The sequence below is a fragment of the Acinetobacter sp. Ver3 genome (assembly GCF_000632455.1).
In the GTDB taxonomy this organism is placed as follows: Bacteria; Pseudomonadota; Gammaproteobacteria; order Pseudomonadales; family Moraxellaceae; genus Acinetobacter.
Genome location: NZ_JFYL01000027.1, coordinates 1 through 26,884 on the forward strand (window position 1 = coordinate 1; position 26,884 = coordinate 26,884).

Below are 26,884 nucleotides of genomic sequence, written 5' to 3' on the forward strand. Positions count from 1 at the left end.
ATAGAAATAAACACTCGCTCCATTAAAAAAAAAGTTAACCTTGCTCATTTTTATTTGTATTTTCAGGTGGCTAGTATGGGGGGAGTAGTAATTTCTAATTTTATAACTCGATATGTATTGCACAATTAGGTTATATAAATCATTTTGCCTGAGTTCGAAGAATAATCCGCTCATTACTCATTATTCACATTGGATTTAAAGGAGTACTTGCATAATTCGATATTCTTAAATTGGTTGAAAACTCAGTGCTTTAACTTTGATTGATTTTGATGCTTAAATAAACATGTGAATATGAAAATTTTTAATCTGAAAATTTAACACTGCTATTTGTTTTTATTCTTGAACCATACTAGACCTGCTTGAGTAAAAAAAATAAAAGAGCCATATAAGGCTCTTTTATTTTTAGATACAATAACGTGATCTATTACCAGCTTAACGCACCACCAGTTTGATAGTCTGTTACGCGAGTTTCGAAGAAATTCTTCTCTTTACGTAAGTCCATCATTTCTGACATCCACTGGAATGGATTGTTCACACCAGCAAATTGCTCAGGTAAACCTAATTGAGCTAAACGACGATTTGCGATGAACTTCAAGTATTCTTCCATCATTGCAGCATTCATACCTAATACACCGCGTGGCATGGTGTCACGTGCATATTCGATTTCAAGCATCGTACCTTCAAGAATCATTTGAATGATTTCTTCTTGGAACTCAGCAGTCCACAAATGTGGGTTCTCAATCTTGATTTGGTTAATCATATCGATACCAAAGTTCAAGTGCATTGACTCATCACGTAAGATGTACTGGAATTGCTCAGCAACACCATTCATCTTGTTACGACGACCCATTGACAAGATTTGAGAGAAACCACAGTAGAAGAAAATACCTTCAAGAACACAGTAGAATGCGATCAAGTTGCGAAGCAAGATTTGATCTGTTTCAGGTGTGCCTGTTTTGAATGTTGGATCACTTAATTCTTGAGTGTACTTCAAGCCCCATGCAGCTTTACGCGCAACTGATGGAACTTCGCGGTACATGTTGAAGACTTCGCCTTCATCCATACCTAAAGATTCGATGCAGTATTGGTAAGCATGCGTGTGAATCGCTTCTTCGAATGATTGACGCAAGATGTACTGACGGCATTCAGGGTTAGTAATGTGTCGGTAAATCGCAAGAACCAAATTATTTGCAACCAACGAATCGGCAGTAGAGAAGAAGCCTAAAGAACGCATCACGATGGTACGCTCATCTTCAGTTAAGCCATCTTCTGACTTCCAAAGTGCGATATCGTGGTTCATGTTAACTTCTTGTGGCATCCAGTGGTTTGCACAACCATCGAGATATTTTTGCCAAGCCCATTCGTATTTGAATGGAACAAGTTGGTTCAAGTCAGCGCGACAGTTGATCATTGCTTTATCATCAACTTGAACACGTTGAGCGCCCATTTCTAACTCTTCAAGACCTGGAGCAACGTCCAAATGTTCTAAGGCGTTAGATGCTCTTGCCAACGGATCGGCTGAATTTGTTGTTCCGTTTGAACTGGTTCGAGCGGGTTGTGCAGCTGCCACACGCGTCGGTTCGTTGCGTGCATCAGATACCACTTGTGGATTAGGCGCTTTTTGCGGTTCGATGGGCGCAGACTGCTGTGCTTGTGCAGTTTGTTTCGGTTCATCATCTTCGAAATCGTCCCAACTGAGGATAGACATATCAATTCTCTCTACGTTGCTTATATCTTTTTATTCAGACATCTCAACGTGAGACATCCTACTATACGCTTATATTGTGTAAGCAAAATTAAGTTTTGCCGATGTATGTACTCAATTTGTTCGTTTGAGTAGATTGAATTTCTGCACTACTTATTTTGCTTACGCTTCTGTTGTTTGCGAATGGCTAAAAAGGCATAGACCATCGGCGTGTAGAAGAAAATAAAGGCAAAGATCAATACCGCAAGTCCTAACATATAGTTATGGGTCATATGTGGCATGATGGAATCCTTTTTGTAGATGAATTAGTGTTAATTCTGATAAGCCTAAAAGGTTGATAATTAATACCAACCTTTTAGAGTGTTTTAGTTTTTCATTGCAATAATGATAGCTATAACGATAGGAACAACAATCGTTGAAAAACCTAAAACTATAGACAATATACCTAAAACTAAATCAGGATTAACACTATTCATTATTGACAAGCCTCACAATCAGGGTTGTCAATTGAACATGCCATTGGCACTGGCGCTGCTTGTTCGAAGCCTTCTTCTGACGCTGCTGCTTCAGGTTTAGCTTCTTGAGCAACTGCTGCTACTGGTGCTGCAACTGTCGCAGGTTTAACTGCGTTTAATGCACCTGTGTTAATCGTAGATTTCTCAGCAGATGTCGCACCTAATGCACGAAGGTAATAAGTCGTCTTAAGACCACGTAACCATGCCATCTTATACGTGATGTCCAATTTCTTACCGTTTGCACCAGAGATGTAAAGGTTAAGAGATTGTGCTTGGTCGATCCATTTTTGACGACGTGATGCAGCATCAACAATCCAGCGTGCTTCAACTTCAAATGCTGTCGCGAAAATTGCTTTTAACTCTTCAGGAATACGCGCAATTTTTTGTACTGAACCTTCGAAATGTTTCAGGTCATTGACCATCACAGAATCCCAAAGACCACGTTCTTTTAATGCACGAACGAGGTAAGGGTTGATGACAGTGAACTCACCAGACAAGTTCGATTTCACATATAAGTTTTGGAATGTTGGCTCAATAGATTGAGATACACCACAAATATTTGAAATGGTTGCAGTCGGTGCAATGGCCATCACATTCGAGTTACGCATACCATCTTTTTGGACTTTGGCACGTAACGTGTCCCAATCCAAACGTTGTGTACGATCGACTTCAAACATACGTTCTGGGCGAGATTTCGCAACCAGCTCAAGAGAGTCAATTGGTAAAATACCTTGATCCCACAATGAGCCTTTAAATGTTTCATACGTACCACGTTCAACCGCCAAATCGCTTGAAGTTTGAATCGCGTAGTAAGAAATCACTTCCATAGACTCATCTGCAAACTCAACCGCAGCATCAGAACCGTAAGCAATCTTCATTTCGTATAGTGCATCTTGGAAGCCCATGATACCCATACCCACTGGACGGTGTTTCAAGTTTGAATTACGCGCTTGTGGAACTGCATAGTAGTTAATGTCGATGACGTTATCGAGCATACGAACTGCAGTTTTAATCGTGCGAGCAAGTTTCTCACGGTCTAATTGACCACCTCGAACGTGTTGAACAAGGTTGATTGAACCCAAGTTACATACCGCTATTTCATCTTTGCTTGTGTTCAATGTAATTTCAGTACACAAGTTAGAAGAGTGCACCACACCTACGTGTTGTTGCGGTGAACGTAAGTTACATACGTCTTTGAATGTGATCCAAGGATGACCTGTTTCAAATAACATTGATAACATTTTGCGCCATAAGTCTTTCGCACGGACTTTCTTATGCAACATGTCTGTTTCTTTCGCGATGCTTTCATAGTAAGCATAACGTTCTGCGAATTCAGCACCCGTTAAATCGTGAAGATCTGGTGTTTCAGACGGGGTGAAGAGTGTCCATTCAGCATCTTCAAATACACGTTGCATGAACAAATCTGGAACCCAGTTTGCAGTGTTCATATCGTGTGTACGACGGCGGTCATCACCCGTGTTCTTACGAAGCTCTAGGAATTCTTCGATATCCAAGTGCCAAGTTTCAAGATATGCACATACCGCACCTTTACGCTTACCACCTTGGTTAACTGCAACGGCTGTATCGTTCGCTACTTTAAGGAATGGAACAACACCTTGCGATTTACCGTTAGTACCTTTGATGTATGAGTTCAAAGCACGAACTGGTGTCCAGTCATTACCTAGACCGCCTGCCCATTTAGACAACATTGCGTTATCACGCATAGCGCCATAAATATCGAACAAGTCATCATCAATCGTTGTTAAATAACAGCTTGATAATTGAGGACGTAATGTACCTGAGTTAAATAGGGTTGGCGTAGATGCCATGTAATCGAAGCTAGAAAGTAAGTTATAGAATTCGATTGCACGATCTTCACGGTTGTCTTCATTGAGCGACAAGCCCATAGAAACACGCATGAAGAATAATTGTGGTAATTCGAAACGTACGCCATCAGAGTGGATAAAGTAACGATCAAATAATGTTTGAAGACCTAAATATGTAAATTGATTAGAGCGTTCTGGTTTAATCGCAGCCGCTAATTTTACAAGATCAAAATTTAATAATTCTGGAGAAAGAAGCTCTAGCTCAACACCTTTTTTCAAGAAGGTTTCAAGCGCATCATTTTCAAGCGTGTCTTTAGATAGACCAAGAAACTCAAGACCGGTTGCAACTAAGTTGTCACGCAATAAACGTGCAGTGACATACGTATAGTTTGGTTCTTGTTCAATACGTGTACGTGTCGCCATCATCATCGTTGTAGAGATGTCTGATGCTTTAACACCGTTGTATAGGTTTTTTACAGTTTCATCGATGATTGCTTGAACATCAATGCCTTCTAAGCCTTCGCTAGCTTTTTCAATCTTCGCTTGTAAACGACTCAAATCTAATGGTTGGAGCTGACCATTTTGACCTGTGATCTGAAGAGTAGGGTGATGATGAGCACCTAACTCTTTACGCGCTTCAGCACGTTGTTCACGATAGATCACGTATGCACGCGCCACTTTTTGTTCACCTGTGCGCATTAAAGCTAATTCAACTTGATCTTGAATTTCTTCAATATGAATCGTGCCACCAGAAGGTAAACGACGCTTAAATGTATTCATCACCATCTCAGTCAGCTGAGTAATACGATCATGAATTCTGCTCGAATCTGCACTTGGTTGACCTTCAACAGCCAAAAATGCTTTACCAATTGCTACAGAGATTTTATCTGCATCAAAAGTGGCAACATCACCAGTGCGTTTAATCACTTGAAGTTGACCAGGGGTTGTATTAGCGCTCATTTCAGCGTCGCTCCATTCTCATCATTTTTATGCTTATGGACCATTTGAATCGGATACAAACTCAAAAAATGAGCTATCGCGATATTTGAGGGTAAACACAAGACTTAGTGGTTTAATGTAAATTAAGACACAAGATACGGTAAATTTCAGGGTAGATCAATATTGACATTTTGATAATTTTTTTTCTGAGTTTAACACTCAAATTTCCCTATACTTTTTCCATGTTCCGCCATTTTGTTATGTAGTCAGCGTCACAGGGTGCTAAGCATAACAGAGACTTTTTAGAGTGCTTATAGATAAGTTTGTGGATAACTCCGAAAGTGCAAATTGCTTCTCGAAAATAATTTTTTTGAAATATTTTGTTTAAAATATCATCAAATTGATTTGTGTTTGAAAGTTTAAAGTTGATTGAAAATATTGATCGACTTGGCAAAACTATCTATTTATCAATAGTTAATAAAAAGATAACAAAAGACTACGCTCGTGTATCAGTTTCGTGAACAGGCTCTTGTTTACAATGTAAACGTGTGTATATTGCAAAACATATCGATGTAAATCTGTGAAGTTTAATCAGCAGATATCGTAACAATATAGGGGCATTCTATGAGCCAAGAAGAAAAGTTACCAAAGATTTTGATCGTTGAAGATGACGAGCGTCTTGCGCGTTTAACGCAAGAGTATTTAATTCGTAATGGATTAGAAGTTGGGGTAGAACCAGACGGTAATCGTGCAATCCGTCGTATTATCGCAGAGCAACCAGATATGGTGGTGCTGGATGTTATGCTTCCTGGTGCTGATGGTCTCACCGTATGTCGTGAGGTTCGGCCACATTATCATCAACCGATTTTAATGTTGACTGCTCGTACTGAAGACATGGATCAAGTATTGGGTCTTGAAATGGGTGCAGACGATTATGTTGCGAAACCAGTTCAGCCACGCGTTCTATTAGCGCGTATTCGTGCTTTGCTTCGTCGTACAGACAAAACACCAGAGGATGAAGTTGCTCAACGTATCGAATTTGATGATTTAGTGATTGATAATGGTGGTCGTTCTGTAACCTTAAACGGTGAGCTTGTAGATTTCACAAGTGCAGAATATGACTTATTATGGTTGTTGGCATCTAATGCTGGTCGTATCCTTTCACGTGAAGACATTTTTGAGCGTCTACGTGGTATTGAATATGATGGTCAAGACCGCTCAATTGATGTTCGTATTTCTCGTATCCGTCCAAAAATTGGTGATGATCCTGAAAATCCTAAACGTATTAAAACAGTGCGTAGTAAAGGATATTTATTCGTTAAAGAAACCAACGGGATGTAATCACATCCCCGCGGTAATGCCCTCACTCCTCAGAAGGTCATACCTTAGTGTCTAAACACAGTATATTCCTGCGCATCTACGCAGGTCTCGTCATTTTGGTGGTGCTGGTTGCCATATTTGGTTATTTGCTTGTGCAAATCATCAACTATCAACGCGCGCAGGAATACCGTGAGTCATTGACTGATGGGATTTCGTACGTCATCAGTGAGGGTGTTTCAAGACAACAAACCATGCAACAAAGAATGGATTGGATATCAGATGCATCTGATTTGCTCGAACTTCCAATCTATTATCTAGAATCTGATAAAGTCGAACTTTCACGCACCGAAAAATACCGTTTAGAAAAGCGCAAAGCAGTGGTGCGGTATGACGCCAAAGAAAGTATTGCTTATGTCATTATTGGTTTAATAGATGACCCTGAGCATTTACTTTATGTGAAAGTGGATAATATCGGTGAGCGTCAAATGAAGGCCTTGCCAATCTTTGTATGGGAATACTTGGTTTATTATCCAGGGCAGGAAAGGGAATATCTTGCAAAAATTAAGCAACACTTTTCTTATGATTTAAGCATTCAAAATCTGTCTGATCTCAATTTAGATTCCGAGCAAATTGGTCGTTTACGTGCGGATCAAGGGGTTATCCTGTATCAGGATAGCGCTAGCATTCGTGGTACTACGATTTCTGTCATTTCTCCAATGACGAATTCGTCTGGTGATGTCTTGGTGATGGGACCAGTGCCAATGTTCAATTGGATGCCATTCCAATTGGCGGCAGGGATTACTTTGCTGAGTATGTTTATTTTGTCGCTTGGTGTGTATGGTCTGATTGTCCCAATGCAACGCAAGTTGAAGCAAGTTAACTCAGCCTTAAATGTTATGCAAAAAGGGGATATGTCCGTTCGCGTTCCTGTCGAAGGATATGATGAGTTAGCACATTTGGCAGCCAGCTATAACAGTATGTCAGATCATATACAGCGTTTGATCGAAGCTCAGCGAGAGTTAATGAGAGCTGTATCACATGAGCTGCGAACGCCAGTCGCACGTATTCGCTTTGGTATGGAAATGTTGGTTGATGAAGAGGATTATGAGTATCGTCAGCAACAAGTAGAAATGATTGATAAAGACATTGAGGCTTTAAACACGCTCATTGATGAAATTATGACCTATGCTAAACTTGAGCAAGGCATGCCCTCTATTGATTTTAAGGAAATTCGACTATACGAAGTGCTTGAGCAAGTCGCTATTGAAACTAAAGCATTAAAAACCAATAAAAATATTCAATTACACTTGCCATCACAAGCTTTGGTGGTGGATGCGGAACGCCGTTATTTGCATCGTGTAGTACAAAACTTAGTCGGAAATGCGATCCGATACTGCGATGATACAGTGCTGATTACTGGTGGAATTGATGCTCAGGGGATGGCGTATATTTCAGTTGAAGATGATGGTCCGGGGATTCCAGAAGAGGATCGTAAGCGAGTGTTTGAAGCTTTTGCTCGCTTGGATGATAGTCGTACACGTGCCTCAGGCGGATATGGTTTGGGCTTGTCTATTGTAAGCCGAATCGCCTATTGGTTTGGTGGTACGATTCAAGTGGATCAAAGTCCTAAAATGGGCGGTGCACGATTTACTATGCAATGGCCAGCCAAAAGATTTAAAAAGAAGAAGATTGTTCAAACCAGTCAAACATCAGAGTAAAGCGAGAATTAAAAAAAGCGCGATTAAGCGCTTTTCTTATAATTTATATTGCCTTTTATTGGTAATTATTGGCATTGGGTTCAATAATGCGTTTTCCTTCCTTAAGTGCATTTAAGGCATCGGCATTGAAATCGATCAGTAAACTGTTATTGGTTGCATCAACATGATAATTGCTAATCAGTTTTTGATCGCCGTGAATGGTCTCAACTGTATATTCATCTGCGATGTTGAGAATCGCATCAAGATTAGTGGTTGTTGAGGCGAGGTCTTGGCGGAAAATTTGATAAATATCGCGTAAATCAAAAATAGCATTCGTTGCATCAGGATGTTTTTTGATATAGCTGTCTAAATGATGGACGATCAACTGAGCAAATAAAAAATAGTTAGGTTTGTGTGTGAATTCTAGACTCATAGATCTTCTCCTTATTATTTAATTGAGCATATAACGAAAATCAGCACGATTTGTATAAAGTTAATTAAAACATTGTAAGCAATTAAAATTTAAAACTTTTAAAATAGAATAAATCAAAAATAATTGAGCCATATTGGTGCAAAAAAAGCTGACCTAACACGAATGGTAAAACTAAAAAAGTGATAGTGTCTGGATTGACGCCTCTTGAATTTTTTGAATGATTATTCGGAAAAAATAATCAGTTGTATCACCTTGATAACTTTCTACGATTAAATAAGGTTTTATTGACTTTAATCACCATGAAATCTGGAAAAAGGGCAAAATTCATCCTAAAGACTTAGAGGGATTGGCTAGCAACAGAAATCATAAATCAGGTACAATTGGCGGGATTAATTTTGTGTTTGGTGTATTTGAAGGCCAATACATACATTCTTTGTTAATAAATAGGCCTGCCAGGAGTTATCCCCGCATGAGTGCCATTACTCCATACGATTGGGCAATAATTGCCTTCGTGATCGGCGTTACATTTTTATGCGTCTTTATGCTCACTGTCCCGCTACTCCTAGGGGGTAAATCGTGGGGACGTGCTAAGCAAGAGCAGTTCGAGTCAGGCGTAGTTAGTGCTGGTGGAGCACGAATTCGTCTATCTGCAAAATTCTATTTGGTTGCAATCTTCTTCGTTGTGTTTGACTTAGAAGCGCTCTATCTCTATGCATGGGCTGCGTCAGTTCGTGAAGTGGGTTGGATCGGTTTTGCAGCAGCAGCTGTATTTATTTTAGTTTTACTCGTTGGCTTGATTTATGAGTTGTCTACTGGTGCATTAAATTGGGCGCCATCTGATAAGCGTAAAGCAGCAGGGATTAAACCTAAAATTGGTTCGCCAAATATGGATCTCGCAGAAATTACTCGCTTCAACTCAATTGAGGAGTTGGTGGTTGACCCTACAGGTCAAATTCCAGCGCAATCATCTGGTCGTGTAAAAGCTTCGCCAACGACTACATCATCTGATAAGGAGTAATACGGGATGAAATATACATTAACCCGTGCGAATCCGGATGCTGATCAGTATCCACTTCAAGAGCGTATCGTTGTAGAAGATCCGCTTCTACAAGAAGAAGTGAATAAGAATGTGTTCATGACTCGTTTAGAGGATTTGGCGCATACAGCAGTAAACTGGGGTCGTAAAAACTCAGTTTGGCCGTTCAACTTTGGTACATCTTGCTGCTACGTAGAGTATGCAACGACTTTAACAGGCGTGCATGACTTGTCACGTTTTGGTGCCGAAGTAATTCGTGCTTCACCACGTCAAGCGGACTTGATGATTGTTGCGGGTACATGCTTCGTCAAGATGGCACCTGTAATTCAACGCCTTTATGAGCAAATGTTAGAACCTAAATGGGTGATCTCAATGGGTGCATGCGCAAACTCTGGCGGTATGTATGACATTTACTCGGTTGTACAAGGTGTCGATAAAATTATTCCAGTGGATGTGTATATTCCAGGTTGCCCACCGCGTCCTGAAGCATTAATCCAAGCGTTGATGTTATTGCAAGACCAAATTCAATTAGAGCGTCGTCCGCTTTCTGCGGTGATCGGTGATGATCTTAAGCCAGTTTATAAGCCAAAGATGCAGCCTGAACGTGACCGTAAGAATGCTGAACGTATTGCAGTAAAACACTTACGCTCTATGGATGAAATTAAATAATCTTAACGGCAAATAATATTGATGCACCCGCTTGGGTGTAATTGTCGTTTTGGTTGAATGAATTTGTATTAAATAGGAAGCCAAGCCAATGGCTGAAACTGACATTGCTATGCCAGAATCAACTCCAGTTGATTCACGCCCAGCATTTGCAATTGTAGAAGAGCTCAAAACCAAGTTTGGTGAGAATTTCTACGTGCAAACGACTTTTGAAGACTTTCCAACAGTCTGGGTTGAGCGCTCACGTGTACAAGACGTATTAATGTTCTTGCGTACAGTGTCACGTCCTTACGTGATGTTGTTTGACTTGTCAGCGGTAGATGAGCGTTTACGTACTCACCGCGATGGGTTACCTGCGTCTGACTTCACTGTGTTCTATCACTTGTTGTCACTAGAGCGTAATACGGATATTCGTATTAAAGTTGCGTTGAATGAGTCTGATCTCAATATTCCAACAGCAACCAACATTTGGCCAAATGCCAACTGGTACGAACGTGAAGCTTACGATATGTTCGGCATTAACTTCGAAGGGCATCCAATGCTCCGTCGTATTTTATTGCCAACGTATTGGGAAGGTCATCCGTTGCGTAAAGAATATTCTGCACGTGCGACTGAATACACACCTTATCGTCAGAACCAAGCGAAACAAGATTTCGAACAAGAGCATTTACGTTTTGTACCTGAAGATTGGGGTCTAAAACGCGGTAATGCTGATGAAGACTTCATGTTCTTGAACTTGGGTCCTAACCATCCATCTGCGCATGGTGCATTCCGTGTGATCTTGCAGTTAGATGGCGAAGAAGTGAAAGACTGTGTGCCTGATATCGGTTATCACCACCGTGGTGTGGAAAAGATGGCTGAACGTCAAACTTGGCATTCATTCATTCCGTATACTGACCGTGTTGACTACTTAGGTGGTTGTGCGCAAAACATGCCTTATGTGATGGGTGTGGAGCAGATGGCTGGGATCACTGTGCCAGAACGTGCACAATGTATTCGTGTCATGATGTCGGAGCTATTCCGTATTAATAACCACTTGCTTTACATCGGTACAGCGATTCAGGATGCCGGCGGTATGACCCCTGTATTCTATATGTTCGCCGATCGTCAAAAGATCTATGACGCGATTGAAGCAATCACTGGTTACCGTATGCACCCAGCATGGTTCCGTATCGGTGGTACTGCACACGATCTTCCAAACAACTGGCAACATTTGATCCGTGAAATTTTGGATTGGATGCCTAAACGTTTGAAGGAATATCATACTGCAGCACTGAAAAACTCGGTATTTGAAGGTCGTACCCGTAATGTTGCGCAATACGATGCAAAATCTGCATTGGCATGGGGTGTAACAGGTACAGGTTTACGTGCAACAGGTATTGATTTTGACGTACGTAAATATCGTCCATATAGCGGTTATGAAAATTACGACTTCGAAGTGCCTGTAGAATACGAAGGCGATGCATATGCACGTGTGATCGTTCACTACCGTGAAATCGAACAATCTTTAAAAATCATCAAGCAGTGCTTGGATAACATGCCATCTGGTCCTTATAAAGCGGATCACCCATTGGCTGTTCCACCACCGAAAGATAAGACACTACAAGACATTGAAACTTTGATTACGCACTTCTTAAGCGTGTCATGGGGTCCTGTCATGCCAGCAGGTGAAGCATCTGTTATGGCGGAAGTGGTAAAAGGTGCATCGAACTACTACTTGACTTCAGACAAGTCAACGATGAGTTACCGTACCCGTATTCGTACACCAACCTTCACGCACTTACAGCAAATTCCTTCTGTAATTAACGGCAGTCTTGTATCTGACTTAATCATTTATTTAGCGACGATTGATGTCGTAATGGCTGACGTGGATCGCTAAGGGGTACGCATTATGATGATTTTGACTGATAAAAAGCCACGTGTGAATGTCGAAGGGATTTTAACTGCGGAAGAAATCCACGAAATCGAGCATCACATTGGTCATTACCCATACCCACGTGCGGCATGTTTAGATGCGCTTAAATGCGTTCAACGTCGTAATGGTTGGGTGGATGATGCGCAAATGAATGCGATTGCGCAGATGTTGTCAATGAGCCTTGCTGATTTGGAAGGTGTGGCAACATTCTATAACCGTATTTACCGCCAGCCAGTAGGTCGCAACGTAATTTTGCTTTGTGATTCTATAGCTTGCTTCTTGATGGGTGCAGAAACTTTAGCAGAAGCATTCCAACGCGAACTCGGGATTTCATTTGGTCAAACGACTGCTGATGGTCGTTTTACTTTGCTCCCGATTTGCTGTTTAGGAAACTGTGATAAGGGTCCAACCTTGATGATTAATGAAGATACTCACGGTCTAGTAGAAGTTTCTTCAGTGAAACAGTTATTGGAGAAGTATGTATGAATACTGAACCAAAACCGATTTATGGCGACGGTAACCCAGAAACTCACCCATTAACATGGCGTTTGAGCAAGCAAGAATTTGTTCATAGTGTAGAAGACTATGAATCTCTTGAAGGGTATGAGGGTTTCAAGAAAGCACTCACAATGCCGCCTAAAGATGTATTGGAAATCATTAAAGCAGCGACTGTGAAAGGTCGTGGTGGTGCTGGTTTCCCTGCAGGGATTAAATGGTCGCTCATGGCGCCAAATGACAATTCAGGTCCTCGTTACTTGATTTGTAATGCCGATGAGATGGAACCAGGTACATTCAAAGACCGTTTGTTGATGGAAAAGCTTCCTCATCAATTGATCGAAGGGATGTTAATTGCAGGTTATACACTTGAAGCAACCCATGGTTATATTTTTATCCGTGGTGAATACATCGAAGCTGCGAAGTATTTGAACCAAGCTTTAGAGCAAATTCGTGCCAAAGGTTACTTGGGTGAAAACATCCTTGGTTCTGGCTGGAACTTTGAACTACATGTGCACACTGGTGCGGGTCGTTATATCTGTGGTGAAGAAACTGCATTGATCAACTCGCTTGAAGGTCGCCGTGCAAATCCACGTACAAAACCACCATTCCCACAAGTTGCAGGTGCTTGGGGTCGTCCTACGATTGTGAACAACGTAGAGACCTACAATAACTTACCTGCAATTATGCTGCGTGGTCCTGAGTGGTATATCAATTTATCTGCAGGTAAGTCGAAAGATCCAGGCACTAAAATTTATGGTGCATCAGGTAAAGTGAAATTCCCTGGTCTTTGGGAGCTTCCATTCGGTACAACTGCACGTGAAGTGATTGAAGAACATGCGGGTGGTATGCGTGATGGCTTAAAGCTTAAAGCATGGTTACCAGGTGGTGCATCAACTGACTTTTTGGCAGCTGAACACATCGATCTTCCAATGGATGCGGAAAGCATCATGAAAGCAGGTTCGCGTTTAGGTACGTGTTTGCTTATGGTGGTTGATGAAACTCAATGTATGGTTTCAGCAACACGTAACTTAGAAGAATTCTTTGCGCGTGAATCATGTGGTTTCTGTACACCATGTCGTGATGGTTTACCTTGGGCGGTGAAAGCGCTTAAAGCACTTGAAGATGGTACAGGCAAGAAAGAAGACATCGATCATTTGCAAGAGCTTACACGTAAGCTTTGGATTGGTAAGACTTTCTGTGCTCACGCTCCTGGTGCTATGGAGCCACTCATGGGTGCACTCAAATATTTCCGTGGCGAATTTGAAGCAAAAGTGGTGAATGCCGCTGCTCAAGTTAGCAACGTAGAACAAGCTTAAGGAATTCGACTATGGCTACAATTCATGTCGATGGCAAATCGTATGAAGTCAATGGCTCAGAGAACTTGCTACAAGCATGCTTGTCTTTGGGTATTGATATCCCGTACTTTTGTTGGCATCCATCCTTAGGTTCTGTCGGTTCTTGCCGTCAATGTGCTGTAACTCAATACGCGAATCCAGAAGATACTCGCGGTCGTTTAGTTATGTCATGTATGACACCTGCAGCTGACAATACCTACATCTCGATTGAAGACAAAGAAGCAAAAGATTTCCGTGCATCTATTGTTGAATTCTTGATGACGAACCACCCACATGACTGTCCAGTCTGTGAGGAAGGTGGTCATTGTCACCTTCAAGATATGACTGTGATGACACAACATGACCGTCGTCGTTACCGTTTCACGAAACGTACGCATTACAACCAAGAACTTGGTTCGTTTATTGCGCACGAGATGAACCGTTGTATCGCATGTTACCGTTGTGTTCGTTACTATAAAGACTACGCAGGTGGCACAGACTTCGGTGTGTATGCAAACGCTTCACGTGTTTATTTTGGTCGTCCAGAATCAGGTACTTTAGAGTCTGAGTTCTCGGGTAACTTAACTGAAGTATGTCCGACGGGCGTATTCACAGACAAAACACACTCTGCACGTTATAACCGTAAATGGGACATGCAGTATGCGCCAAGCGTCTGCCAAGGCTGTTCTTCAGGTTGTAACATCTCTCCGGGTGAGCGTTATGGTGAATTACGTCGTGTAGAAAACCGTTTTAACGGTGAAGTCAACCAATACTTCCTGTGCGATAAAGGCCGTTTCGGTACGGGTTATGTGAACCGTGAAGACCGTCCACGTCAACCGCAATTCCGTTCAGGTAGCAATGTAGAGACTGTTTCAGTTGATACAGCGTTAGACACCGTGATTGAGAAAATCCAAGGCAAAAAAGTATTGGGTATTGGTTCTCCACGTGCATCTCTTGAGTCTAACTTTGCGCTTCGTGAATTGGTTGGACAAGCAAACTATTCAACAGGTATGTCTCAAAAAGAGCAAAACTTGGTTGAACTTGCTGCATCAATTATGCAAACCGAGGGTGTATATAACCCAGGTATGCGTGAAATTGAAAGTTACGATGCTGTCTTAATTCTCGGTGAAGATTTAACTCAAACTGCACCACGTATGGCATTGTCTGTACGTCAAGCTGCGAAAAACAAAGCCAAAGAAATGGCTGCAGAACGCCGTACACAAGAATGGTTGGCTGAGCCAGTACAACGTATTGCTCAAGACGAAAAATCACCAATTTATATCTTGGCTGCGACTCAAACACGTTTATCTGACGTAGCTACTGGTGAAGTCGTTGCTTCTCCAAATGATATCGCACGTTTAGGTTTTGCTGTTGCTGCGGCGGTGAAAGGTGAAAGTATTACCGGTTTAGAAGAAGATGCAAAAGCATTTGCTCAAACCATTGCTGACACTTTAAAAGCTGCAAAAAAACCATTGATTATCTCTGGTACAAGCTTGCAAGAAGCTGCAATTATGGAAGCTGCTGCACAAGTTGCACAGAATCTGGGTAATGCGGGTCTAACTTTGACTGTTCCTGAAGTGAACTCAATGGGCTTAGCAATCTTTGGCGGTAACAGCCTTGAGCAAGCATTTGCACAAGACTATGACACTGTCGTGATTGTAGAAAACGACCTTTATCGTCGTTTACCTGCAGTGCAAGTAGATGCTGCTTTGTCTGGTAAAGACGTGATCGTGCTTGACCATTCAGAAACTGAAACGGTGAAAAGAGCGAATATCGTTCTTTCTGCAGCGAGCTTTGCTGAAGGTGACGGTACTGTGGTATCTCAAGAAGGCCGTGCACAACGTTTCTATCAAGTATATGACCCAAGTTACTACAAACCAGAACTTGCGATCAAAGAATCTTGGCGTTGGTTACATGCCATTGAAACTGGCGTGAAAGGCAAAGCAATTTCTTGGACTGTGCTTGATGATGTCATCGAATCAGTTGCCAAGAATGTACCTGCGCTTGAAGCGATTCAAGATGTAGCACCAGATGCAGGATTCCGTGTCCATGGTCTTAAAGTGGCACGTGAACCACGTCGTTACTCTGGTCGTACTTCACTTCGTGCGCCTTTATCTGTCCATGAGCCTAAACAACCAACTGATCAAGACTCTGCATTAACATTCTCTATGGAAGGTTATGTCGGGAACCAAACGCCGTCAGCGTTAGTTCCATTTGCATGGTCAGCAGGTTGGAACTCGCCACAAGCTTGGAATAAGTTCCAAGAATCAGTGGGCGGTTCTTTAAAAGGTGGTGATTCAGGTATTCGTTTATTTGATCGCCTTGCGAAATTACCAGCACGCACATACGTTGCACCAGCACCAGTTCTTGTAAATGCTGAGAGTTTCCGCCTTGTTCCAATGCATCATATTTTTGGTTCTGGTGAATTCACAGTGAAAACACCTGCAATGGAGTCTCGTATTCCAGAAGCGGTATTTGCAGTGGGTGAGCAAGATGCAGCGCGCTTGAATGTGAAAGACGGCCAAAACATTACTGTGAAAGCAGGTGAGGCTTCGATCGTTCTTCCTGTTCAAGTCATTGAATATTTACCTACAGGTTATATTGGTTACCCAATTGGTCTCGCGCCAACGGTATCGTTAGCTGAGCCTGTATCAGTCGCGGTAGGAGCATAATTCATGGAACAAGAATTAATCCGTCAAACGCCGCTTTGGGCTGAGAACTGGCCAATTGCCTACTCTGTAGTTCAAGCGATTGTGATCTTGCTCGTTGTAGTTTTGATTGCTGCGTTGATGTCTTTCATTGAGCGTCGTTTACTTGGCTTGTGGCAAGACCGTTACGGTCCAAACCGTGTAGGTCCTGGGGGGATGTTCCAGATTGTTGCCGACATGCTGAAAATCATGTTCAAAGAAGACTGGACACCAAAGTTTGCAGATAAATTGACTTTCCGTTTAGCTCCAGCAGTTGCGATGGCAACTGCGGTGCTATCGTTCATGGTTATCCCTGTATCACCTTATTTAGGTGTTGCAGACATGAGTATCGGTCTATTGTTCTTTATGGCAATGGCGGGTATTGCAGTGTATGCAGTTTTATTTGGTGGTTGGTCATCAAATAACAAATATGCATTACTCGGTGGTCTTCGTTCAGCAGCGCAAACGATTTCTTATGAAGTCTTCTTAGGTATTTCTTTGATGGGTGTGGTTGCGATTGCAGGCTCATTCAACATGCGTGAAATCGTAGAAGCTCAAAAAGATGTATGGTTTGTTATTCCACAGTTCTTAGGTTTCTTAATCTTCGTGGTCGCAGGTGTTGCGGTAACGCATCGTCATCCATTTGACCAACCAGAAGCGGAACAAGAATTGGCGGAAGGTTACCATGTCGAATATGGTGGTATGAAGTGGGGGATGTTCTTCGTTGCGGAATACGTCAACGTTGTCCTGATCTCAGCTTTGATCGTAACCTTATTCTTCGGTGGTTGGTTAGCACCATTTGGTCTAGATTTCCTACCTCCAGCATTCTGGTTCATGATTAAAACAGCATTCTTTGTGATGATGTTTGTCTTGGCACGTGGTTCATTAATGCGTCCACGTTATGACCAAGTGATGAACTTTGGTTGGAAGATTTGTTTGCCTTTAGCGTTGGTCAACTTGTTGGTGACTGGTGCTGTGATTCTGATGAATCAGGCCTAGGACAGCAGGGAGAACATTATGTATAAAATTCTAGCTGGGTTTGGGTCAATTGTACGTTCGTTGTGGATGGTATTCAGCCACGCAACACGTAAACGTGACACTATTTTATACCCTGAAGTTAAAGCAGAAGAAATCGTTCCACCACGATTCCGTGGCCGTATCGTATTGACACGTGACCCAGATGGTGAAGAGCGCTGTGTAGCTTGTAACTTGTGTGCTGTAGCTTGCCCTGTTGGCTGTATTTCATTACAGAAAGCTGAGAAAGAAGATGGTCGTTGGTATCCGGAATTTTTCCGGATCAACTTCTCTCGTTGTATTTTCTGCGGTATGTGTGAAGAAGCATGTCCTACAACTGCTATTCAGATGACACCTGATTTCGAACTCAGTGAATACGTTCGTCAAGACTTAGTTTATGAGAAAGAAAACTTGCTCATTTCTGGTCCTGGTAAATATCCAGACTATAACTTCTACCGTGTAACTGGTATGGCTGTAGCTGGTAAAGACAAAGGTCAGGCTCAGCGTGAAAGCGCACCTGTCGATGTACGGAGCTTATTACCATGATGTGGCCATTTTATTTGATGGCACTTGTGGCCATCGTTTCTACGGTTCGTGTTGTGACTAATGCGAATCCAGTACACGCACTTTTAAGCTTAATCGTTTCGTTACTTGCAGTTGCTGGTATGTTCATGATCGTGGGTGCACCATTTGCAGGTGCACTTGAGATTATTGTTTACGCTGGTGCAATTATGGTTCTTTTCGTCTTCGTTGTGATGATGTTGAACCTTGGTTCTCAAACTGTTGAACAAGAACGTAAATGGTTAACATCTGATGCTTGGGCTTACCCTGCATTGATGAGCTTTTTAATGGGTCTGGTTTTAGTTTGGACAATGACTTCAGAGCACAGCATTTCTGGTCCTTTAATGGGTACAGAAGTTGTAGGCCCTAAAGAAGTTGGTCAAGCACTCTTTACACAATATTTATTATTGGTTGAAGTTGCCGCAATGTTATTGCTTGCTGCGTTAGTCGCTGCATTCCACTTAGGCAAACGTGAACCAAGTGCAGAAGAGGAAAAAGAATAATGGGTAATATCCCTTTAGAGCATGGTTTGATTGTTGCAACCATTCTTTTTGCACTCGGTTTCTACGGTGTAATGGTGCGACGCAACCTTCTATTTATGTTAATGAGCCTTGAGATCATGATGAATGCAGCAGCGCTTGCATTCGTCCTCGCTGGTAGTGCATGGGTGCAACCAGATGGTCAGATCATGTTTATCTTGATCTTAACGCTTGCTGCGGCAGAAGCGTGTATTGGGCTTGCGATCGTCCTTCAGTTCTATCATCGCTTCCATCATTTGGATGTAGATGCTGCTAGTGAGATGCGCGGATGAGTTTATTAGCATTAACCATATTATTTCCGCTCATTGGTTTTATCCTTTTAGCGGCAGGGCGTAATAAGCTTCCTGAAATTGTAGCTGCCATTATTGGTGTGGGTTCAGTTGGCCTTTCTGCACTATGTGCATTATTGGCTGGTATGAATTTCATCAACAGCGGTGAAACATCTCAAGTGACTCACCTTTGGACTTGGTTCAGTGTGGGTGGTTTTGAACCAGGCATTAGCTTGCACTTAGATGGTTTATCTTTACTTATGCTTGGCATGATTACGGGTGTGGGTTTCTTAATTCATATCTTTGCATCATGGTATATGCGTGGTGAAGAAGACTTTGCACGTTTCTTCTCTTATTTCAACCTATTCGTTGCAAGCATGTTATTGCTTGTGTTGGGTGACAATCTTGCGTTGTTATTCTTAGGTTGGGAAGGTGTTGGTCTGTGCTCATACTTGCTGATTGGTTATTACTACCAAAATCCAGCAAATGGTGCTGCTGCAATTAAAGCATTCACCGTGACACGTATAGGTGACGTTTTTTTACTCATCGCATTGTTCTTAATTTTCCAACAATTTGGAACATTGAATATTGCTGAAATCGTTGCTGCTGCGCCTGTGGTAATGACACAAAGCTCATCGTTAACCATTTGGACTGCATTAATGTTGTTCTTGGGTGCTGCAGGTAAATCTGCGCAAATCCCATTACAAACATGGTTAGCAGACGCGATGGCGGGTCCTACACCAGTATCTGCATTAATCCATGCTGCAACAATGGTAACAGCAGGTGTTTACCTATGCTGCCGTATGTTCTCTGTATTTGAAATGGCACCAGAAGTCATGGTGTTTATCTCAATCACAGGAGCGGTGACATTATTAGTTGCAGGTTTTGCTGCACTGGTTCAAACAGACATCAAACGTATTCTTGCTTACTCAACCATGAGTCAGTTGGGTTATATGTTTATGGCTGTAGGTGCTGAAGCATACCAAGCTGGTCTATTCCACATGTTGACACACGCATTCTTCAAAGCGTTGTTGTTCTTGTCATCAGGTGCGGTGATTCTTGCATACCATCACGAACAAAACATTTTCAAAATGGGTGGTTTGTTCAAGCGTAATAAATTCTTATTTGCTTGTTTCGCGATCGGTGGCGGTGCCTTAGCAGCGATTCCATTCTTAACGATTGGTTTCTTCTCAAAAGATGCAATCTTGGCGGCTGTGTGGACACAAAGTCATATCGCAGGCTTACCTGTATTCAATACATTGTATTGGGTCGGTGTGGCTGGTGCATTCTTAACGTCAATCTACACGTTCCGTTTAATTTGGATTGTGTTCTTTGGCGAAGAGAAAACGCCATATCACGAAATCAAAGGTGCAACTTACTGGGCTCCTTTAGCGATTCTTGCTGCCCTTTCTACAGGTTTGGCAATCGTACTTAAAGCGCCAGTCATGAGTATTCTTGATGCAGCACAAATCCCTGCATTTGTTATTCCTGAAGCGCTAGAAGCTGGTGCGCATGGTGCAGAATATGTCGCTATTGCAATCGCACTTGCTGGTTTAGCGGTTGGTGTTGTCTTATTTGCTTTTGCTTATAAAGCAGTTCAAGGTTTTGCTCGCACTTCATTGGGTGCTGGACTTGCAAATATCTGTCGTAATGCGCTTGGTTTCGATGCGTTATATGACCTCGTGTTTGTAAAACCTTACTTATTTATTGCAAAAATGATTGGTCGTGACCCGATTGATGGCGTATGGCTTGTATTGCCAGCGATTGTTAAAGGTGGTCATAGCTTCACTAGTTCACGTCAAACAGGTTCTTTGCGTGAGTACGCATCGAGCATGGCGTTCGGTATCGTGGTGATTATCATGATTCTGATCGTGACTCAGATCGTGGGGAAATAAGATGGAAAACATCAATAACTGGTATTTACCCGCGCTGATCCTCATTCCGTTCATTGCTGGTTTTATTTGTTGGGTCGTTGATAAATTAGATCAACACCTACCACGTTATATCGCACTTCTGGGTATGCTCATTACTTTGGGCATGACCGTTGCTTTATGGCAATCAGGTACCTACAGCTACCAAATTGGTGAAACTGTACCGACTTGGTCTGCAGAGTTCTATGTACCTTGGATTCAAACCCTTGGCATTAACATCCACTTAGCGGTGGATGGTCTTTCACTTCTCATGGTCGGTTTAACTGCTTTACTAGGTGTATTGGCGGTTGGCTGTTCTTGGGGTGAAATTCAGAAGAACGTTGGTTTCTTCCACTTAAACCTTTTATGGTCTTTAGGTGGCGTGATCGGTGTATTCTTGGCTGTTGATTTGTTCTTGTTCTTCTTCTTCTGGGAGATGATGCTCGTTCCAATCTACTTCTTGATTGCACTCTGGGGTCACAAAGGTGCTTCTGGTAAATCTCGTGTTTACGCTGCGACTAAATTCTTTATTTACACGCAGGTGGCTGGTCTGATCATGTTGATTGGTATCTTAGGTCTTGTGATCTACGGTTTCATGATGACAGATACAATCAGCTTCAGTTATAACCATTTACTCGCTGTTGCGAATACATTGGATGCTAACCCACAAACGTCATCAATTGCCTTTGCATTTATGATTTGTTTGTTTATTGGTTTTGCAGTCAAACTTCCTGTTTTCCCATTGCATGGTTGGTTACCAGACGCGCACGCACAAGCACCTACAGCAGGTTCTGTAGACCTTGCGGGTATCTTAATTAAGACAGCGGCTTACGGTTTACTTCGTTTCGTCATTCCATTCTTCCCAGTTGCTTCAGCGCAGTTTGCTGATGTAGCAATCATTTTCGGTTTAATCGGTATCTTCTACGGTGCTTGGTGTGCTTTCCAGCAAACCGATATGAAACGTTTGTTGGCGTATACGTCGATTTCACACATGGGCTTTGTTTTACTTGCAATCTACGCAGGTAACATCCTGACCTTCCAAGGTCTGATGGTCATGATGTTGGCTCACGGTTTATCGTCAGCAGCATTATTCATTATGTGTGGTCAAGTGTATGAGCGTCTTCACACACGTGATTTACGCTTGATGGGTGGTATTCGTGGTCAATTCCAGTATTTACCATTCTTCTTGATGTTCTTTATTGCTGCGCTTGTAGGTATCCCTGGCTTAGGTAACTTCATTGGTGAGTTCCTCATCTTGATGGGTGCATTTGCTCAATTCCCTACATTCACGATTATTGCTGCGATCAGCTTAGTATTTGCGGGTCTATATGGTTTAATCCTGATTCATAAAGCGTTATTTGGTGTGCCAAACGAAGAGCAAAAACAACACTATGCGAACCCATTAAAAGATCTTAATGCGCGTGAGCTTGGTATTTTGTTAATTTGTGCGTTCGGTCTGTTATGGCTTGGTTTGTATCCACAAAGCTTCCTTGATATTTCAGAATCAAGTTTGGCTTGGATTGCGAATAGCTACATTCCAGTACAAGAAGTAGTTGAAGTGGTTGAACAAGCCACAACTCAACTCGAAAATGTGGAGATGCAATAAGTCATGAACTTCACACTATCATTTTCTGAGCTAATGCCATTAGCTCCTGTGATGATTGTTGCTTTAACAGCAATCATCGTAATGATTTTGACTGCAATCAAACGTAATCATAATTTGATTGCGACAGTATCTGTTATCGGTCTTAACCTTGCATTGTTGAATATTCTATTCACGTTGTTTACAGGTTCTCAGATCTCACCAAATGTCATGAACCTATTTATGGTTGATGCTTTTGGTCTGTTCTATCAAGTGATTATTTTGATTGCTGCATTGGCTTGTTGCACACTGTCACATGCATATATCGAAACCTATAAAGATAATCGTGAAGAACTTTATCTATTAATGTTGATCTCTGTTTCAGGGGCAATGTTAATGGTAACAAGTTCACACTTTGCATCATTCTTCATTAGCTTAGAGTTAATGTCGATTCCAGTGTACGGTCTGATTGCTTATACCTACCAACGCGGTAAGTCACTCGAAGCGGGTATTAAATATCTTGTACTTTCAGCAACTGCTTCTGCAATGTTGTTGATGGGTATGGCTTATGTTTACTCAGTTCTAGGTTCATTATCATTTGCGGGTCAAGTGGATGATATGTTCTGGGCGTTAACTAAGTCTCAAGATCCTCAATTGATGATGGCGCTGCAAGCTTATATTCCTCAATTTGGTGAGAAACTTACCACTGTATTTGGAATCTTAGGTCTTGGTTTAATCATCGCAGCTGTTGCATTTAAATTGTCTTTAGCGCCATTCCATAAATGGACGCCAGATGTGTATGCAGGTGCTCCAGCACCAATTGCAACATTCCTTGCTACTGTAGCTAAAGTTGCAATGATTGGTTTATTCGTACGTTACTTACTGTCTTCAGGTGTAATTGGTATCGAATCGATCAAAACGATTTTGATCGTCATTGCAGTGTTATCAATCTTGATTGGTAACATGCTTGCAGTGAAACAAGTGAACTTAAAACGTATTTTGGCATACTCGTCAATTGCGCATTTTGGTTACTTATTCCTTGCTGTTGTTACGACATCTTTCTTAAGCTTAACGTCAGTAAGTTTATATGTATTAACGTATGTATTAACGACGATTGGTGCGTTTGGTGCTGTAGCGTTGATGTCTAGCCCATACAACAACAATGACGAAGCAGAATCACTTGCAGACTACCGTGGTCTATTCTGGCGTCGTCCAGTATTGACGGCAACACTGACTGTGATGATGCTATCTCTTGCAGGTATTCCGTTAACTGCAGGCTTCATCGGTAAATTCATGCTGATCATGACAGTTGTGTCTGAAGCACATTGGTTCTTCGCTGCGATGATCATTGTGGGTTCTGGTATTGGTCTATACTATTACCTACGTGTCATGATCGTCATGTATATGACGCCACCAGACACACCACGTATTGATGCTGATAAACATTGGGGTCAAAAAGTGGGTGGTATTATGGTATTGCTTGCTGCGCTTGCAGTGCTTGTAATCGGTGTATATCCAGATCCAGTCATTGCGATGGCAAATCAAGCACAATTGATCGCGCCATTACATATCGTTCTTCAATAGTTGATCGATTAATCTAAAAAAACTATTGTTGTTAACAAAAAAAGCCCTCATTCATTGAGGGCTTTTCTTATTTCTTATATTAAAAACATTTATAATAGACAGAATTTACATTTATACTTCAGGTGTTCTCCCGTGCCAATCCAAGAAATTCGTCATCCGCTCATTCGTCATAAATTAGGTTTATTACGCCGTGCAGATATCAGCACGAAGAACTTCCGTGAGTTAGCGCAAGAAGTCACAATGTTACTGACTTACGAAGCAACCAAAGATTTACCTGTTGTAGATCACGAAATTAATGGCTGGAATGGCCCGGTGACAACACAGCGTATTGCAGGTAAAAAAATTACTGTTGTACCAATTTTACGTGCTGGCATTGGTATGCTTGATGGTTTCTTAAATCTTATTCCAAGTGCAAAAGTTTCTGTTCTTGGTTTAGAGCGTGATGAGGAAACATTAGAAGCACGTACATACTATAAGAAATTGGTACCTGACGTACAAAACCGTATAGCGATGATTATTGATCCAATGCTTGCGACTGGATCATCATTGGTTGCTGCTATTGATGTCCTTAAAGCGAGTGGTTGTAAAGATATCCGAGTGATGGTTTTGGTTGCAGCACCAGAAGGTATTAAACGTGTGGAAGAAGCACATCCTGATGTTGTCATTTTTACCGCAGCTGTGGATAACGGGTTAAACGAGAATGGTTATATCGTTCCGGGTCTTGGGGACGCTGGCGATAAAATTTTTGGTTCTGTACAAAAAGATTAAAATTTGATTAAATTATAGAGGAGGCTAAGGCCTCCTTTTTTATTAAGATTTTGATTCAACGATAAATTTAAAAAAACTAATTACTAAGAATCAATCTTTTTTATGCTGGGGAAATAACATGTTTTACAGGGGTGTTTTACATTCGTACGACCCTGCATTGAAAGCAGGAATTATCAAAATCAATGATCATGATTTTGATGTACATTTCGTATTGAATGACATGGCAAATTCCAGTATCGCGCCTCAAATTGGTGAGCGTGTGAAATGTATCGTGGTCGATAAAGACGACCAGCGTCATGCAAAATTTATCGTGCGGTTAGACAATAAACATGCACGCGTCGAACAACCCTTGAATCAACTTTTTTATCGTGCGCACGAAGATTTAGAAGGTGAGTCTAAGAAGTTTGAACAAGAGCTAGATGAGCTGATCGAAAAGCGTCTTGCAGATCAGGAAAGTACGCTTGACTCACAAACACAAATCCAAGATTTTGAACTAAATTTTAATACACTGAGTAAAGAATCAATCGTGTTGGATGGTTCTGGTGCTGAACATCATGCAGATCAAGTTTCAGATCCAGTATCTAAAATTTCCTTAGGTGAACCTCTTGAGGAAGAGCAAATTAAAGAAATGCTCGAATCAAAGCCAAGTCGCCGTGTGCCAGTCTTAGATGAGTCAGCTGTCGTACCACTTACGAAAGTTCAACCTTTGAATGAGAGTGCGCCTGAAGAGAACGTAGATGATCATCTACCCGAGCCAACCCATGCAAAAGGGCGCCCACCAAAAGTTGTACGTAAAGAAATTCCTGATGTTAAAACGCATTTTCAATTAAAATTTAATGCGCAAAAATTCATTACGAGTTCGCGTGTTGATGAATTCGGAGCTGATAAAAAATCAAAGAAAAAAGCCAAGAAGATAAAAGATCCAAACAAGCAATTTAATCCATGGATATTTGCAAGTATTGTCCCTATTTTAGTGTTTATTAATCTGGGTGTTTGGGGATTTCAAAAATATGAGCAATACAGAGAAGAGCAAGACGCAAAAGCAAAAATTTATGCGGTAGAACAAGAACACATTATCAAAGAACAAAAGAAAGAAGCTGAGAAATAAAAAAAAGCTCCAATGAGGAGCTTTTTTTATTAAGCATCACAGAATTTCATAAAGGCTTTTAAACCAGGTCCCTGATATTTTTGACGGTGTACTAACATAAATAAAGGGCGTGTGAGTTGCCAGAACGGCGTTTCTAAAATCACCAGTTGCAGTTTCTCTCTTAATGGTTCAATGGCTAATTTTGAAATACATGACATGCCTAAACCACCAGCAACAATTTTCAAAATAGCTTCATTATGACCCAAAGTTAAACGAATATTGGCATTCGGTAAGTCTTGCAGGATTGCGTTGTCAAAGACTTCACGAGTCCCTGAACCTTCTTCACGTAAAATCCATTCAGCCTGTTTAAAGTCTTCAATGGTCAGAGGGCGGTCTAATTTCGCTAGGGGATGATCTGGTGAGCAACACACAGCAAGCTCATCATCACGCCAGTGGATCGATTGTAATTGAGGTAAGTGACATGAACCTTCAATAAGGGCTAAATCAAGTTGGAATTGATTAACAGCTTCAATCATTTGACGCGTATTGCCCACTTGAAGTTGCAAATGTGCTTGTGGTTGTAATTGAAGAAAATCAGCCATTAAATCAGGCATCAAATAATCACTAATGGTCAAAGTCGCCCCAATACGGAGATCAATACTTTGAAGCTCGCCTTTTGCCGCTTGTTCAAATGATTCACATCGACCTAAAATTTCAAGCGCCTGTGGGAGTAAAAAACGACCCAAGTCATTCAGTTGAAGTCGTTTTCCTAAGCGATCAAATAATGGTGCACCGAGACCATCTTCAAGATCTGCTAACGCCATACTTGCAGCACTTTGTGTGAGTCGTACAGCATCACTTGCTTTAGTTACTGTACCCTCTTGAGCGACAGCTACGAAAACAGCCAGTTGGCGTAATGTCATGCGCATGAATGAAGCCTTAATGTGAAAAAATATTAATAAATTATATTGTCATGCTACCATGAGCGCAGTCTGTCAT

The 26,884-nt window shown here is 41.6% G+C and carries 22 protein-coding genes; 17 read left to right on the plus strand and 5 right to left on the minus strand.

What is annotated here, in order from left to right; genetic code table 11:
• Positions 1-424: 424 nt before the first annotated feature.
• The 3 genes from CL42_RS08730 to CL42_RS08735 all read right to left on the minus strand — a co-directional run bounded on the left by CL42_RS08730 (position 425) and on the right by CL42_RS08735 (position 5,006).
• On the minus strand, positions 425-1,708 hold the full coding sequence (locus CL42_RS08730; RefSeq protein WP_035267248.1) for a ribonucleotide-diphosphate reductase subunit beta: 1,284 nt from the start codon (positions 1,706-1,708) through the stop codon (positions 425-427).
• A 146-nt stretch (positions 1,709-1,854) separates the two neighbouring features.
• A complete protein-coding gene (locus CL42_RS16665) occupies positions 1,855-1,986 on the minus strand; it encodes a preprotein translocase subunit YajC (RefSeq protein ID WP_081403264.1) in 132 nt (43 codons plus the stop codon).
• Positions 1,987-2,180: 194 nt separating this feature from the next.
• Positions 2,181-5,006 carry a ribonucleoside-diphosphate reductase subunit alpha gene (locus CL42_RS08735; RefSeq protein WP_035267250.1) on the minus strand — a complete coding sequence of 942 codons (2,826 nt, stop codon included), beginning with the start codon at positions 5,004-5,006 and terminating at the stop codon, positions 2,181-2,183.
• 603 nt (positions 5,007-5,609) lie between these two features.
• Between CL42_RS08735 and bfmR the strand changes: the two genes are divergently transcribed.
• Positions 5,610-6,326 carry a response regulator transcription factor BfmR gene (gene bfmR, locus CL42_RS08740; protein WP_035267251.1) on the plus strand — a complete coding sequence of 239 codons (717 nt, stop codon included), beginning with the start codon at positions 5,610-5,612 and terminating at the stop codon, positions 6,324-6,326.
• A gap of 47 nt (positions 6,327-6,373) precedes the next feature.
• Positions 6,374-8,023 carry a sensor histidine kinase BfmS gene (bfmS, locus tag CL42_RS08745; protein WP_035267252.1) on the plus strand — a complete coding sequence of 550 codons (1,650 nt, stop codon included), beginning with the start codon at positions 6,374-6,376 and terminating at the stop codon, positions 8,021-8,023.
• A 55-nt stretch (positions 8,024-8,078) separates the two neighbouring features.
• On the opposite strand, the gene CL42_RS08750 is transcribed toward bfmS, so the two are convergent.
• Positions 8,079-8,435: a hypothetical protein gene (locus tag CL42_RS08750; protein WP_035267254.1), complete on the minus strand. Its 357-nt coding sequence runs from the start codon at positions 8,433-8,435 to the stop codon at positions 8,079-8,081.
• A 469-nt stretch (positions 8,436-8,904) separates the two neighbouring features.
• Here CL42_RS08750 and ndhC point away from each other — a divergent pair, with 469 nt between their 5' ends.
• The 15 genes from ndhC to CL42_RS08825 all read left to right on the plus strand — a co-directional run bounded on the left by ndhC (position 8,905) and on the right by CL42_RS08825 (position 25,906).
• On the plus strand, positions 8,905-9,453 hold the full coding sequence (ndhC, locus tag CL42_RS08755; protein WP_035267255.1) for an NADH-quinone oxidoreductase subunit A: 549 nt from the start codon (positions 8,905-8,907) through the stop codon (positions 9,451-9,453).
• A 6-nt stretch (positions 9,454-9,459) separates the two neighbouring features.
• Positions 9,460-10,140 carry a NuoB/complex I 20 kDa subunit family protein gene (locus tag CL42_RS08760; RefSeq protein WP_035267257.1) on the plus strand — a complete coding sequence of 227 codons (681 nt, stop codon included), beginning with the start codon at positions 9,460-9,462 and terminating at the stop codon, positions 10,138-10,140.
• An 88-nt stretch (positions 10,141-10,228) separates the two neighbouring features.
• Positions 10,229-12,016, plus strand: a complete 1,788-nt coding sequence (gene nuoC, locus CL42_RS08765; protein ID WP_035267259.1) for an NADH-quinone oxidoreductase subunit C/D — start codon at positions 10,229-10,231, stop codon at positions 12,014-12,016.
• 12 nt (positions 12,017-12,028) lie between these two features.
• Positions 12,029-12,538, plus strand: a complete 510-nt coding sequence (gene nuoE / locus CL42_RS08770) for an NADH-quinone oxidoreductase subunit NuoE (protein WP_035267260.1) — start codon at positions 12,029-12,031, stop codon at positions 12,536-12,538.
• The gene (nuoF, locus tag CL42_RS08775) at positions 12,535-13,866 is read left to right on the plus strand and encodes an NADH-quinone oxidoreductase subunit NuoF (protein ID WP_035267262.1); all 1,332 of its coding nucleotides are present in this window, start codon (positions 12,535-12,537) and stop codon (positions 13,864-13,866) included. Before nuoE ends, nuoF begins: the two co-directional genes overlap by 4 nt.
• Positions 13,867-13,877: 11 nt before the next feature.
• Positions 13,878-16,556, plus strand: coding sequence for an NADH-quinone oxidoreductase subunit NuoG (gene nuoG / locus CL42_RS08780; RefSeq protein WP_035267264.1), 2,679 nt, complete (start codon positions 13,878-13,880; stop codon positions 16,554-16,556).
• 3 nt (positions 16,557-16,559) lie between these two features.
• Positions 16,560-17,570 carry an NADH-quinone oxidoreductase subunit NuoH gene (gene nuoH / locus CL42_RS08785; RefSeq protein WP_035267266.1) on the plus strand — a complete coding sequence of 337 codons (1,011 nt, stop codon included), beginning with the start codon at positions 16,560-16,562 and terminating at the stop codon, positions 17,568-17,570.
• Between the two features lie 18 nt (positions 17,571-17,588).
• Positions 17,589-18,131 (plus strand): NADH-quinone oxidoreductase subunit NuoI, encoded by a 543-nt coding sequence (nuoI, locus tag CL42_RS08790; protein ID WP_035267267.1) that lies wholly within the window; start codon positions 17,589-17,591, stop codon positions 18,129-18,131.
• Positions 18,131-18,649: an NADH-quinone oxidoreductase subunit J gene (nuoJ, locus tag CL42_RS08795; protein ID WP_171076777.1), complete on the plus strand. Its 519-nt coding sequence runs from the start codon at positions 18,131-18,133 to the stop codon at positions 18,647-18,649. Before nuoI ends, nuoJ begins: the two co-directional genes overlap by 1 nt.
• Positions 18,649-18,957: an NADH-quinone oxidoreductase subunit NuoK gene (nuoK, locus tag CL42_RS08800; RefSeq protein WP_004695395.1), complete on the plus strand. Its 309-nt coding sequence runs from the start codon at positions 18,649-18,651 to the stop codon at positions 18,955-18,957. Before nuoJ ends, nuoK begins: the two co-directional genes overlap by 1 nt.
• Complete coding sequence (gene nuoL, locus CL42_RS08805) at positions 18,954-20,849, plus strand: NADH-quinone oxidoreductase subunit L (RefSeq protein WP_035267271.1); 1,896 nt, start codon at positions 18,954-18,956, stop codon at positions 20,847-20,849. The genes nuoK and nuoL overlap by 4 nt, the downstream gene beginning before the upstream one ends.
• A 1-nt stretch (position 20,850) precedes the next feature.
• On the plus strand, positions 20,851-22,470 hold the full coding sequence (gene nuoM / locus CL42_RS08810; protein WP_035267273.1) for an NADH-quinone oxidoreductase subunit M: 1,620 nt from the start codon (positions 20,851-20,853) through the stop codon (positions 22,468-22,470).
• A 3-nt stretch (positions 22,471-22,473) separates the two neighbouring features.
• Positions 22,474-24,030 (plus strand): NADH-quinone oxidoreductase subunit NuoN, encoded by a 1,557-nt coding sequence (gene nuoN / locus CL42_RS08815; RefSeq protein WP_035267275.1) that lies wholly within the window; start codon positions 22,474-22,476, stop codon positions 24,028-24,030.
• Positions 24,031-24,162: 132 nt separating this feature from the next.
• Positions 24,163-24,798: a uracil phosphoribosyltransferase gene (gene upp, locus CL42_RS08820; RefSeq protein ID WP_035267277.1), complete on the plus strand. Its 636-nt coding sequence runs from the start codon at positions 24,163-24,165 to the stop codon at positions 24,796-24,798.
• Positions 24,799-24,916: 118 nt separating this feature from the next.
• Positions 24,917-25,906 (plus strand): hypothetical protein, encoded by a 990-nt coding sequence (locus CL42_RS08825; RefSeq protein WP_035267282.1) that lies wholly within the window; start codon positions 24,917-24,919, stop codon positions 25,904-25,906.
• Between the two features lie 29 nt (positions 25,907-25,935).
• Here CL42_RS08825 and gigC read toward each other — a convergent pair whose 3' ends face one another.
• Entirely contained in the window at positions 25,936-26,814 is an 879-nt protein-coding gene (gene gigC / locus CL42_RS08830; protein ID WP_035267284.1) for a LysR family transcriptional regulator GigC, read from the minus strand.
• Positions 26,815-26,884: the final 70 nt, after the last annotated feature.

Bases quoted from the DNA above. Each gene is read 5' to 3' on its own strand.
- CL42_RS08730 (WP_035267248.1), bottom strand. From the start codon at position 1,708: ATGTCTATCCTCAGTTGGGACGATTTCGAAGATGATGAACCGAAACAA.
- CL42_RS16665 (WP_081403264.1), bottom strand. From the start codon at position 1,986: ATGCCACATATGACCCATAACTATATGTTAGGACTTGCGGTATTGATC.
- CL42_RS08735 (WP_035267250.1), bottom strand. From the start codon at position 5,006: ATGAGCGCTAATACAACCCCTGGTCAACTTCAAGTGATTAAACGCACT.
- bfmR (WP_035267251.1), top strand. From the start codon at position 5,610: ATGAGCCAAGAAGAAAAGTTACCAAAGATTTTGATCGTTGAAGATGAC.
- CL42_RS08750 (WP_035267254.1), bottom strand. From the start codon at position 8,435: ATGAGTCTAGAATTCACACACAAACCTAACTATTTTTTATTTGCTCAG.
- ndhC (WP_035267255.1), top strand. From the start codon at position 8,905: ATGAGTGCCATTACTCCATACGATTGGGCAATAATTGCCTTCGTGATC.
- CL42_RS08760 (WP_035267257.1), top strand. From the start codon at position 9,460: ATGAAATATACATTAACCCGTGCGAATCCGGATGCTGATCAGTATCCA.
- nuoC (WP_035267259.1), top strand. From the start codon at position 10,229: ATGGCTGAAACTGACATTGCTATGCCAGAATCAACTCCAGTTGATTCA.
- nuoE (WP_035267260.1), top strand. From the start codon at position 12,029: ATGATGATTTTGACTGATAAAAAGCCACGTGTGAATGTCGAAGGGATT.
- nuoF (WP_035267262.1), top strand. From the start codon at position 12,535: ATGAATACTGAACCAAAACCGATTTATGGCGACGGTAACCCAGAAACT.
- nuoG (WP_035267264.1), top strand. From the start codon at position 13,878: ATGGCTACAATTCATGTCGATGGCAAATCGTATGAAGTCAATGGCTCA.
- nuoH (WP_035267266.1), top strand. From the start codon at position 16,560: ATGGAACAAGAATTAATCCGTCAAACGCCGCTTTGGGCTGAGAACTGG.
- nuoI (WP_035267267.1), top strand. From the start codon at position 17,589: ATGTATAAAATTCTAGCTGGGTTTGGGTCAATTGTACGTTCGTTGTGG.
- nuoJ (WP_171076777.1), top strand. From the start codon at position 18,131: ATGTGGCCATTTTATTTGATGGCACTTGTGGCCATCGTTTCTACGGTT.
- nuoK (WP_004695395.1), top strand. From the start codon at position 18,649: ATGGGTAATATCCCTTTAGAGCATGGTTTGATTGTTGCAACCATTCTT.
- nuoL (WP_035267271.1), top strand. From the start codon at position 18,954: ATGAGTTTATTAGCATTAACCATATTATTTCCGCTCATTGGTTTTATC.
- nuoM (WP_035267273.1), top strand. From the start codon at position 20,851: ATGGAAAACATCAATAACTGGTATTTACCCGCGCTGATCCTCATTCCG.
- nuoN (WP_035267275.1), top strand. From the start codon at position 22,474: ATGAACTTCACACTATCATTTTCTGAGCTAATGCCATTAGCTCCTGTG.
- CL42_RS08825 (WP_035267282.1), top strand. From the start codon at position 24,917: ATGTTTTACAGGGGTGTTTTACATTCGTACGACCCTGCATTGAAAGCA.
- gigC (WP_035267284.1), bottom strand. From the start codon at position 26,814: ATGCGCATGACATTACGCCAACTGGCTGTTTTCGTAGCTGTCGCTCAA.